This window comes from Microcystis sp. LSC13-02 (genome assembly GCA_002282935.1).
In the GTDB taxonomy this organism is placed as follows: domain Bacteria; phylum Cyanobacteriota; class Cyanobacteriia; order Cyanobacteriales; family Microcystaceae; genus Microcystis.
Genome location: MTBT01000179.1, coordinates 1 through 10,147, shown reverse-complemented (window position 1 = coordinate 10,147; position 10,147 = coordinate 1). Strand labels below are relative to the sequence as shown.

Sequence of the window (10,147 nt, the reverse complement as noted above, 5' to 3'; positions counted from 1 at the left end):
CAAAGTGCGCCGCAATAGCGACTCTTGTTCTGGTGTGGGGTAAAATCGAAACGAATAGGCTTTTTCCATGGGGAGCATTTTAGCATATATTTGGTAAATGCGCTAGTATTTAACTGTAAAGCCGTCGTAGAACGACGGGGTTTCAGACCCAAAATTTTCGATGAAAACTTATTAACAGATACTTGACTTTATGCTGAAAATAAAGGAAAAAAAACCAATAATTAGCATCGGTTCCATAACTGCGGCGATCTTGCTCAGTTTAACCCTAATTCCTGCCGCTATGGCCAAGGATGTCCTTCTGAGAGTGGGCATTGTCCAACGTTTTGGCGATGAAGCCAAGGAAAAATTAACCCTAGGCAGTACCAGTGGTGATAATCTCACCCTCCGCGTGGTGGGAGAAGATGGCCAATCCCAAACCCTGCAAACCAATCGCCTACAATTAGAAGTTATTCCCCGTCCCCTCGCTTCTCCCATCCTGCAAGAAAAAGTCATTTTGAGCGACCACGCCACCTTTGAAACCGCCGAAAATAGCGCCAAAAATTGGGCAAAAATGGGCATTAAAGTGGAAATTACCCAACCCGGACGCTGGCAGGTCTGGGCAAAGCGAGAAGTTTATGAAAATCCCCTAGTGCGACGTTGGTTGCTGACCAGTTTGCAAACCAAAGGCCACAATCAACCCTATATTAATAGTGTTTTACTCAAAGAAAAGCCGCAAGTTTCTTTCCAGATCAACGGGGTGCGCTATTTTCCCAAAGAATTAGAAATCGAGAGCCAAAAAAACCTGATTCAAGTCACCCATAGCCCCGAACAGGTACGTTTGTACGGGGGAACCATGCGCCTACAGCCCAACGCCTACGGTACTTTTACCCTAGTTAATAATGTTCCCCTCGAAACCTACCTGCGCGGGGTTGTACCCCACGAAATCGGTCATGATGCCCCGGAAAGTGCCACCCGGGCGCAAACTATTATCGCCCGCACCTACGCCCTCCGCAATCTCCGCCGTTTTCAAGCCGATAATTACGAACTCTGTGCCGATACCCATTGTCAAGTTTATTATGGATTGACGGGAACTAATCCCCGGGCTGATCAAGCGATCGCATCCACGCGAGGCCTGGTTTTAACCTACCAAAATGAGTTAGTGGATGCCCTTTATTCCTCCACCACCGGCGGAATAACTGCCCTCTTTAGTGATGTTTGGGATGGGGAGGAAAGACCTTATCTCCGGGCAGTGGTGGACTCCCCCAATCGAGTCTGGGATCTCTCGAAACAATCTCTCGCTAATGAGACAACTTTTCGCCAGTTTATTAATCTTAAAGATGGTTTTAATGAGACGGGCCGACGGGTTTTTCGCTGGCAAAAACAAGCTTCTTTAGCTGATTTGAGTCAAGACCTAGAAACCTATCTAAAACGCAGAAAACATCCCCTCGCCCACTTCCAGCAAATCCAATGGATGGAAGTGACTAAGCGCTCTCCTTCCGGTCGGATTCTGACTATGACCGTTCAAACCGATAAGGGGATTTTGGAACTGCATAAAAATGAGGTGCGTAGTGCTTTGGGACCGCCTCGCAGTACCCTATTCTACATCGATCCTATCTACGATACCAATCGACAGATCCAGGGTTATAACTTTATTGGTGGCGGTTTTGGCCACGGGGTGGGATTAAGTCAATTTGGTTCCTATAATTTAGCTCGTTTGGGTTGGTCTCCCGAACAAATTCTCGCTTTCTATTATCCCGGCACCACCATTCAACCTCTCAATAATTCGATTGTCTTTTGGCGAGGAAATTAATCAGTTATCAGTTATCAGTTTCTGAAGGCAATAGGCAATAGGCAATAGGCAAGAGAAAGGCTCTGACAATTCTCCTACCTAAAAAGAGGATTAGAAACTAAGTAAATCAAATGTTTGACTAAAATTTACATCGGTAAACGCTGAATATCTCGGTTAGAACCAATCACCACCATTGCTAAATCCTTGTGTAATCTTTCTTGGGGATTGGGGTTAATCTTGAATTTTTCCGCATTACCGACAGCGACAATATTTAACCCATAACGATTACGAATTTCTAACTCTGCTAGGGTTTTACCGTGAAAAGCTTCCGGGACTTTTAACTCGACAATACTATGTTCGGGATCGAGATCAAATCGTTCTAAAATTGATGGTCTAGTTAAACGGTGCGCTAACTCACAACCGGCATCGTATTCGGGAAAAACTACTAAATCTGCACCAACTTTTTTTAGTAATTTTCCATGGATTTCTGTGGAGGCTTTAGCGGCGACAAAATTAACCCCTGCTTCCTTACAATTGAGAGTAGTAATGATACTTTCTTCAACGTATTTACCAATAGCGACAATCACCGTATCAGTTTCAAAAATTCCCGCTTCTCGCAGGGCGTTAGGTTTGGTAGAATCAAGCTCGATCGCATTATCTACTATTCGATCAGATAACGCTTGTGCTACTAATCCTTCGTCAATATCTGTCGCTACCACTTGATAACCTTGTTTGCGTAAGGTTTCACAGACGGCGCGCCCAAATCTGCCTAATCCGATGACGGCAAATTGACGATTTTGGGGACGCATACTACTAAAAAATTTAATTGATTGCATAATTTTAAGTTAAACTGTTACGCATTTAAAATGCTAGTGTCAATGAGTGAGGAGACAGGAGAAACTGATAACTGATAACTGATATTAATTATCCCACTAAAAGGTTTTCTTCGGGGTAATTAATCACTGTTGGTTTCGGATCGCCGATAATAGCCGCTATTAAAAGTATAACTCCTACCCGTCCCAGATACATCATAAAAACAATAATTAACTTAGAAATCGGCGATAAAGCTGCGGTTATACCCATAGATAAGCCGACAGTTCCAAAGGCAGAAACTACCTCAAAAAACAGTTGAATCATTTTAAAATCTGTCTCCACAAATGAGATAGCTAGGGTGGAGATAATAATCGCTATAACCGAACCAAAAACCACCGCCATTGACTTTAAAATTAACGGCATAGGAATGCGTCTTTGATAGAGAGTCACTTCTTCATGGCCTCTTAAAACCGAGCGAGTACAGTTATATAAAATCCTAAAAGTTGTGGTTTTAATACCTCCCCCTGTACCGCTAGGACTGGCTCCTATAAACATGAGAGCGATGGTAATTGATAAACCTTCTACGGAAATTTTCCCGATATCAATGGTATTAAATCCTGCTGTTCTCGATGTTACCGATTGGAACCAAGCAGCCAGCAATTTATCTTTAATTGATAAATTAGCCAAAGTGTCACCATTTCCCTGTTCAGTAAATAAAAAAGCCAATGTTCCCATCACTAATAAAAATATAGTTGTACTGATAGCAACTTTATAGTTAAGAGAAAAAACAAAGCCTTTTCTTTTATATCGAAAGCGGTGAATAGACCAAGTATAAAACTCGATAATTACTTGATAACCGATACCTCCAAAAATGATCAATCCTGTGATAGCTAAGTTAATAGTAATTGAGGATTGATAGGACATCAAGTTATCTTTAAACAAGCCAAAACCAGCATTATTCCAAGCACTAATACTATGGAATAAAGATAACCACACCGCATATCTAAAATCATACTTTTGGGCGAAGACAGTTAACATAACCAAAGTTGCTGTTAACTCAAAAACTAGAGTAGTAGCAATCACTGATTTCATTAAACTTTGACTACCTTGTAGGAAAGGTCGATCAAAGGATTCTTGAATTGCTAACTTCTGTCTCAGGTCAAATTTTCGCCCAATTAATAACATTAAAAAAGTGGTAGTGGTCATATATCCCAGTCCACCCACTTGCACTAATAAAGCAATAAATAATTGACCCCAAAAAGAAAAATAAGTACCCGTATCTACTACTGCTAAACCGGTTACACAGACCGCAGAAGTGGAGGTAAAGAGGGCAACAATTGGGTCATTCCAAGTGCCGCTAGTGGTAGAAACAGGCAACATCAACAGGGAAGTTCCCGCTAAAATTACCGCAATAAATCCCAAGCAAATTGTCCGGGCAATCGTCATATAAATTCCTTAGTGAAAGTAGCTAAGAGAAGATTGTTTTTTGGCTAACACTTCTTGATAAACTAACTGTAAGTGATCGATATTTTTGCTGAGACTGTAAGATTCTAAAACTCTTTGACGGGCTTTTTGTCCTAAAATTGTTGTTAATTCAGGATGCTCTCGTAATACGGGCAAGAGAGTTTTTAATTGGGTAATTAGTCCTTTAGTATCTAGAACTATTCCCGCACCTTTTAACACTTCCCCATCGGCCCCCACATCCGTAGCCATACAAGCAACACCGCAGGCCATCGCTTCCAAGAGGGAAATCGATAAACCTTCCACTAATGAGGGCAAAATAAAGCAGTCAACCCCGCGCAAAATTTCAATTCGTTTATTTTCATCGCCGATAAAACCTAACCAGATAATACCATCTTCTTCTCCATAAAAAGGTTTAAGGGAAGGAATTAACGGACCATCACCAACAATGAGCAGTTTGCATCTATCCCCTAAATTGGTTTTTTTCCAAGCTTTCAATAAAGATTCTACATTTTTCTCCGGCATGATCCGACCGAGATAAACAAATAAACAATCGGCATTATATTGAGCTTTAATATTCGAGGGACCTGGACAATACTTATTAACATCAACCCCATTGGGAATAATTGCTAATTTTTCTTCGGGAACCCCCAATTTAACTAAAAAATCCCGTTGAGAGGTGGAAAAAATAATTACTTTATCGTAATTAGCTAAAAAAGGGGCGTGTAGTTGGTAGGTTAATAATTGGGTACTAGAGATCAGATTGCGAATTTTACTATCAAAAGCCGGGTGAAAAGTCGCCACCAGAGGCAAATCTAAAGACTCACAAATTTCTGGTAGCAGAAAATCGAGGGGAGACAGGGGTAAGGACGCATGAACTAGATCGGGTTTCAGTTCCCTGAGTTTATCCTGTAGAACCCGACTCGATTTCAGGGTGGGAATAGTATAGACTTGGGAACTATAGAGACGTGGCAGGGTGATTTCGTCGTAAAAGTCAGGCCAATCGCCTACGGTGGGTTTTTCGGAAGAAAAATGCAGAAAACTGACTTGATAATCTCGATCGAGCAGAAAATTAGTCACTTCTCGCCCATAGGTAACGTTACCGCAAAAAGGAGATTTTTTTCCTAACCAGGCAATGTGCATTGAGATTCTCTTAAGAAAAAGTTAATTTAGCCAAATATTAGCTTACTAAATTAGCTGTAAAATTAAAAGCTAATAGAGTACCTAAGCAAAATTAATCACCCATCTAAGTCCTCAGCTAAAAATTGCCTTTTGCAAGAGTGCCTATCTCATAGTTAAAATTCTCGGCTTTTTACTCATTAGTCGAGGACTTGCGACGACGACAGCGTTCTGAACAGTATTTGACCTCATGCCAACAATTTTGCCACTTTTTGCGCCAAGTAAACGATAAACCGCAAACGGGACAAATTTTACTGGGAAGATCGGACTTCGAGGGCTGACGTGCCATGATTAAAATTAAAAAGTCAAAAACTGCGCCTTATCTATGAGTGTAGATGAAAATAATCAGAGTTCCCCGCTCGATCGCCTGAGAATTATTTTGGTTGAACCGGCCGGAGCCTTAAATGTGGGTTCCACTGCCAGAATTATGCGGAATATGGGCTTAAGTCGCTTAATTATCGTCAATGCTGCCTGTGATATCCTTGCAGAAGAAGCGCGACGCATGGCAGTACACGGGATTGAAGTCCTAGAAAACTGTTCACAGGTAGCCACCCTTGCGGAAGCTTTGCAGGGTTGTCATCGCATCATTGCCACCACCTCGAAACCCCGTCACCTGAATACTCCCCTCGAAACACCCCAGACTGCCTTACCCTGGTTACTCACCCCTAACCTGGAATCGGCCTTAATTTTCGGGCCAGAAGACCGGGGTTTAAGTAACAGCGAACTGAACCACGCCCAGCGTTTTGTCGGTATTCCCGCTAATCCTCAATATTCCTCCCTCAATCTCGCCCAAGCGGTGGCGGTTTGCTCCTACGAACTGTACCAAATGGCCACGGAAAATAGGCTCGAACCCCCGTTAGAAACGCCCCCTAATGCCACTTTTGAGGCTCTAGAAGGCTATTATCAGCACTTGGAGAGCTTTTTGCTCAAAATTGGCTATCTTTACCCCCACACCGCCGCCGCTAGGATGGAGAAATTCCGGCAATTTTATCATCGGGCCCGTCCCACGGTGGAGGAATTAGCCCTGCTGCGGGGTATTATCGGCCATATTGAAAGTATCGGGCAACTTTTTCTCGGTCTTGATAGTCTCAAGGGCAAGAAAAAAAATTCTCCTAGCGATCGATAATAAATCTGGATACCCTTGAGGAAAACCGTGACTCGTCAAGTAACTCGTCGTCCTACTAAAGTCCAATCTGGCCTTAATTCCCCTAAGTCCATGGACTCAAACAACAAAAAAAAGTCTTTACCGGTTAAAAAAGCAAAAAAACAGCGTAAAACTAACCTAATCTCCTCTTTTCTCCTTCAGGTTCTTCGCTTCTCTATCCTTGGTGTCGGTTTAGGTGCGATCGCTGGTACGGTTTTAACCGTGGTGGATCCGAGCAAATTACCTCTACATCCAAAACCCACCGCTACTAATTCCCCGACTCCCAAACCCGTCACCCCAAAACTGACCACGTTAGTTTTAAACGAAAATCTCAGCAGCCTCAACCAGAAATTACAGGCTTTAGCGGTCAAATATCCGAAATTACAGGTGGGAGCTTTATTTATTGACCTCGATAACGGTGCTTACGCTAATTTTCGCGGAGATACTATTTTTGCCGCCGCTAGTACGATTAAAATCCCGATTCTGGTCGCCTTTTTTGAGGATGTGGATGCGGGAAAAATTCGTCTCGATGAAACCCTTGTGGCCACTAAGGATGTCATGGCCAGTGGGTCCGGGGATATGCAGTATTTAGGAGTGAATAAAACCTATACTGCCCTAGAAACCGCCACTAAAATGAACGTAATTAGCGATAATACCGCTACTAATATGTTAATTAAGCGGATGGGCGGCAAAGAGGCTCTTAATCAGCGTTTTCAAGCTTGGGGTTTGACCAGTACGGTAATTAATAACGCTTTACCAGACTTGGAAGGAACCAGTACCACAAGTCCGAGAGATTTGGTGACAATCTTAGGAAAAGTTAATCAAGGGGAATTACTCAGTTTACGTTCCCGCGATCGTCTATTGAATATTATGCAGGAAACGCGCACTCGCACCCTCCTACCGCAAGGTATCGAGAAATCCGCCGATATTGCCCATAAAACTGGTGATATTGGCTCGATGTTAGCGGATGCGGGGATTATTGATATGCCCAACGGGAAACGCTATCTAGGAGCAGTGATGGTGAAACGTCCCCACAATGATAGTAACGCTAGGACTCTGATTCAACAAATATCGCGCACGGCCTACCAACACTTTAAATGGTATCAAACTCAACCCGCAGCCAAACCGCAACCGGTCGCCCAGTCTTCTCCCTCTCCTAGTCCGGTCGTTATTCCTGGTCCGGGTAATTAGCCCCTAGGTTAAATTATTGGCTAAAAGACGGGCCAATTGTTCGGCATTTGCCCGGGGGGAAAGACGAGGAAGGATTTTTTCCCCCTTGGCCAGTTTTTGACAGAGGACGGGGATTTCGTACTGATAAGCGTTAAACCAATCCTCTCGACTGGTAATGTCCCTAATTTCTAACTGCCACTCCGGTTGACGGATTTTTTCTAGTTTCTCTAGCAACCCTTCGCAAAGATGACAGTCCGGTTTACTGTATAAAATTAGTTCTATGGTAGTCATAAATATTTATGTTCATTACCTCCACGATTAGTCTCTCATCAACAATTCTACAAACTCCCACACCCACACCGACTTTAAATAATAATTTAGTTAATTCAGGTACTCAAGATCTAGTCTATATCGGTGTGTTTCTTCTGGCAATTAGCCTAGTCATTGTTATTGGTATTATCAATAAAAAAATTGAATACGCTCTCATTTTTGCCGCCACTCTCACTGTTATTTTAATTGCTTTCTTCTGGTTTTTATAAGTCCTTCAACGAAGGGGATTGAGGTCATGGTATTCTGACTTCTCCAACCGACTCCTAACCCCACCAACAAACTTTTTCAGCACACCCTATATACAAGCAAAACGATCGGACTTATAATATAACTGTATTGATTGTGGCTTGTTGCTAGAATCACACCAAATTGACTCAATGGGTTTATAAACTATGACAACCCTAGATATTGCTACCGATATTGTCTGTCCTCCCACCGATTTATGGAGTGATGAACCACCCGTGGAAAGTGATCTGCATTTACAACAAATTATTTTATTATTATCTTGTCTTGATTGGCTCTGGCAAGATAGAAACGATTACTATGCTTCGGGCAATTTGACTATTTATTATAACGAAAGGCAACTGAAACAGCGAGATTTTTGTGGACCAGATTTTTTCTTGGTTTTAGATACGGAAAAACGTCCTAGAAAAAGTTGGGTTGTCTGGGGAGAAGGGGGTAAATATCCCAATGTAATCATCGAAATTCTCTCCGATTCCACCGCTAATGTGGACAGAAAAGCTAAAAAGGAACTATATCAGCATACTTTCCGGACTCCTGAATATTTTTGGTTTGATCCCAATACTTTAGAATGGCAAGGATTCACTTTAATCGAGGGACAATACCAACCGATTACCCCCAATGAAAACGGTTATTTATGGAGTAAGCAACTAGGATTATATTTAGGAATTTTTGCCAATAAATTGCGCTATTTCACCGAATCGGGTGAATTGGTTCCCACCCCTCAAGAGTCGGCCCGACAGGAAAGATTAGCCAAAGAACAGGAAAGATTAGCCAAAGAACAGGAAAGATTAGCCAAAGAAAGAGAACAACGACGGGCGGAAAAATTAGCCCAAAAGCTGCGAGAATTGGGCATTAATCCCGATGAAATTGCTTAAATATCCGGTTGGGTGTGTTAGGGTGGAAACCATGACGCAATTTTTCTTTAATTGCTAGGCATTAAAACGAGTAATCCGAAACTCTGATTCTAGCCTAGAAATCATGGCAAAATCTCCACACTGATGTTACAATAATGACCAAGGGCAACAATCTTCAAATATAATTAATGCCATGGTGCAAAAAATAGCTTTGTTTAATCATAAAGGTGGAGTGAGCAAAACTACAACCACTTTTAACCTTGGTTGGATGCTTGCTGACAAGGGCAAAAGAGTAATTATTGTCGATACTGATCCTCAATGTAACTTAACTGGTATGGCTTTGGCTAAAGAAAGTGAAGATACAGAAGAAAGACTAGAGGCTATCTACAATACTTACTCTAATATTAAAACAGCTTTAGCACCCGCTTTTGAATCTCAACCAAAATTAATCGAAGCTGTGGACTGTGTTCCTATTTATGGTCGTGATGATTTATTTTTACTGCCCGGTCATGTGGGGTTAGCTGAATATGAAGTTACCCTAGGTATTGCTCAAGAACTTAGTGGGTCAATTCAAGCTTTAAAAAATGTCCCCGGTGCGATTACATATTTATTAGACAAAACTGCCGAAAAATTCCAAGCTGACTATATTTTAATCGATATGAGTCCCAGTTTGGGGTCAATCAATCAAAATATACTGATGACCAGTAACTTTTTTATTGTGCCAACCGCAGCGGATTTTTTCTCAGTTATGGCTATCGATTCTCTAACTAAAATCTTGCCTAAGTGGTATCAATGGGCCAAGGCAGCTAGTGCTTTACCAATTCTCAAAACAGCCAACTATCCCTTCCCCGAAGTTAACCTACATTTTTTGGGAACTATTGTTCAGAACTATCGAATTATTCGGAGGAAAGAAACACAAGCTTTTCAAAAATGGATTAACACAATCGAGCAAAATATCAGCGATAAAATGATTCCAGCCCTAAAAAAAAATGCCATGATGTTACCTGATTCGATGTACCATGAGAATGGTGTACCAGACTGCTGTACTCTAGTAAAAATCCCTAATTTTAATAGTCTTATTGCTTTATCCCAAGGGGAGCATCCCAGTTTTGCAATGAGTAAAAATACTCAGGCAATATCGCCGTTGAGATAAGCACAACGTAGCTTCAAATACTGAGGAACATT

Annotated in this window: 12 protein-coding genes; 6 read left to right on the top strand and 6 right to left on the bottom strand. The window is 41.9% G+C overall.

What is annotated here, in order from left to right:
- A partial coding sequence (locus BGL89_RS10760) for a helix-turn-helix domain-containing protein (RefSeq protein ID WP_286825706.1) occupies positions 1-69 on the bottom strand: 69 nt, incomplete at its 3' end.
- 121 nt (positions 70-190) lie between these two features.
- Between BGL89_RS10760 and BGL89_RS10755 the strand changes: the two genes are divergently transcribed.
- On the top strand, positions 191-1,789 hold the full coding sequence (locus BGL89_RS10755) for a SpoIID/LytB domain-containing protein (RefSeq protein WP_286825705.1): 1,599 nt from the start codon (positions 191-193) through the stop codon (positions 1,787-1,789).
- 125 nt (positions 1,790-1,914) lie between these two features.
- On the opposite strand, the gene BGL89_RS10750 is transcribed toward BGL89_RS10755, so the two are convergent.
- From BGL89_RS10750 to BGL89_RS10735, 4 genes are all read right to left on the bottom strand, one after another.
- Positions 1,915-2,604: a potassium channel family protein gene (locus BGL89_RS10750; RefSeq protein ID WP_046662432.1), complete on the bottom strand. Its 690-nt coding sequence runs from the start codon at positions 2,602-2,604 to the stop codon at positions 1,915-1,917.
- Positions 2,605-2,692: 88 nt separating this feature from the next.
- A complete protein-coding gene (locus BGL89_RS10745) occupies positions 2,693-4,027 on the bottom strand; it encodes a TrkH family potassium uptake protein (RefSeq protein ID WP_286825704.1) in 1,335 nt (444 codons plus the stop codon).
- 9 nt (positions 4,028-4,036) lie between these two features.
- A complete protein-coding gene (locus BGL89_RS10740; RefSeq protein WP_286825703.1) occupies positions 4,037-5,185 on the bottom strand; it encodes a glycosyltransferase family 4 protein in 1,149 nt (382 codons plus the stop codon).
- Between the two features lie 169 nt (positions 5,186-5,354).
- Positions 5,355-5,510: a DUF2256 domain-containing protein gene (locus BGL89_RS10735; protein WP_158198517.1), complete on the bottom strand. Its 156-nt coding sequence runs from the start codon at positions 5,508-5,510 to the stop codon at positions 5,355-5,357.
- 36 nt (positions 5,511-5,546) lie between these two features.
- Here BGL89_RS10735 and BGL89_RS10730 point away from each other — a divergent pair, with 36 nt between their 5' ends.
- Both BGL89_RS10730 and BGL89_RS10725 read left to right on the top strand, forming a co-directional pair.
- The gene (locus tag BGL89_RS10730) at positions 5,547-6,347 is read left to right on the top strand and encodes an RNA methyltransferase (RefSeq protein ID WP_286825702.1); all 801 of its coding nucleotides are present in this window, start codon (positions 5,547-5,549) and stop codon (positions 6,345-6,347) included.
- Between the two features lie 27 nt (positions 6,348-6,374).
- On the top strand, positions 6,375-7,556 hold the full coding sequence (locus BGL89_RS10725) for a serine hydrolase (RefSeq protein WP_286825701.1): 1,182 nt from the start codon (positions 6,375-6,377) through the stop codon (positions 7,554-7,556).
- A 3-nt stretch (positions 7,557-7,559) separates the two neighbouring features.
- On the opposite strand, the gene BGL89_RS10720 is transcribed toward BGL89_RS10725, so the two are convergent.
- Positions 7,560-7,826: a glutaredoxin family protein gene (locus BGL89_RS10720; protein ID WP_286825700.1), complete on the bottom strand. Its 267-nt coding sequence runs from the start codon at positions 7,824-7,826 to the stop codon at positions 7,560-7,562.
- Positions 7,827-7,834: 8 nt separating this feature from the next.
- Between BGL89_RS10720 and BGL89_RS10715 the strand changes: the two genes are divergently transcribed.
- The 3 genes from BGL89_RS10715 (at position 7,835) to BGL89_RS10705 (ending at position 10,115) form a co-directional block, all read left to right on the top strand.
- Complete coding sequence (locus BGL89_RS10715; RefSeq protein WP_286825699.1) at positions 7,835-8,074, top strand: hypothetical protein; 240 nt, start codon at positions 7,835-7,837, stop codon at positions 8,072-8,074.
- Between the two features lie 183 nt (positions 8,075-8,257).
- Complete coding sequence (locus BGL89_RS10710; protein WP_286825698.1) at positions 8,258-8,983, top strand: Uma2 family endonuclease; 726 nt, start codon at positions 8,258-8,260, stop codon at positions 8,981-8,983.
- 172 nt (positions 8,984-9,155) lie between these two features.
- On the top strand, positions 9,156-10,115 hold the full coding sequence (locus BGL89_RS10705) for a ParA family protein (RefSeq protein ID WP_286825697.1): 960 nt from the start codon (positions 9,156-9,158) through the stop codon (positions 10,113-10,115).
- Positions 10,116-10,147: the final 32 nt, after the last annotated feature.

What these genes read in the sequence shown, in the direction of transcription:
- BGL89_RS10750 (WP_046662432.1), bottom strand. Translation starts at nt 2,604, where the DNA reads ATGCAATCAATTAAATTTTTTAGTAGTATGCGTCCCCAAAATCGTCAA.
- BGL89_RS10710 (WP_286825698.1), top strand. Translation starts at nt 8,258, where the DNA reads ATGACAACCCTAGATATTGCTACCGATATTGTCTGTCCTCCCACCGAT.
- BGL89_RS10715 (WP_286825699.1), top strand. Translation starts at nt 7,835, where the DNA reads ATGTTCATTACCTCCACGATTAGTCTCTCATCAACAATTCTACAAACT.
- BGL89_RS10745 (WP_286825704.1), bottom strand. Translation starts at nt 4,027, where the DNA reads ATGACGATTGCCCGGACAATTTGCTTGGGATTTATTGCGGTAATTTTA.
- BGL89_RS10720 (WP_286825700.1), bottom strand. Translation starts at nt 7,826, where the DNA reads ATGACTACCATAGAACTAATTTTATACAGTAAACCGGACTGTCATCTT.
- BGL89_RS10735 (WP_158198517.1), bottom strand. Translation starts at nt 5,510, where the DNA reads ATGGCACGTCAGCCCTCGAAGTCCGATCTTCCCAGTAAAATTTGTCCC.
- BGL89_RS10730 (WP_286825702.1), top strand. Translation starts at nt 5,547, where the DNA reads ATGAGTGTAGATGAAAATAATCAGAGTTCCCCGCTCGATCGCCTGAGA.
- BGL89_RS10705 (WP_286825697.1), top strand. Translation starts at nt 9,156, where the DNA reads ATGGTGCAAAAAATAGCTTTGTTTAATCATAAAGGTGGAGTGAGCAAA.
- BGL89_RS10755 (WP_286825705.1), top strand. Translation starts at nt 191, where the DNA reads ATGCTGAAAATAAAGGAAAAAAAACCAATAATTAGCATCGGTTCCATA.
- BGL89_RS10740 (WP_286825703.1), bottom strand. Translation starts at nt 5,185, where the DNA reads ATGCACATTGCCTGGTTAGGAAAAAAATCTCCTTTTTGCGGTAACGTT.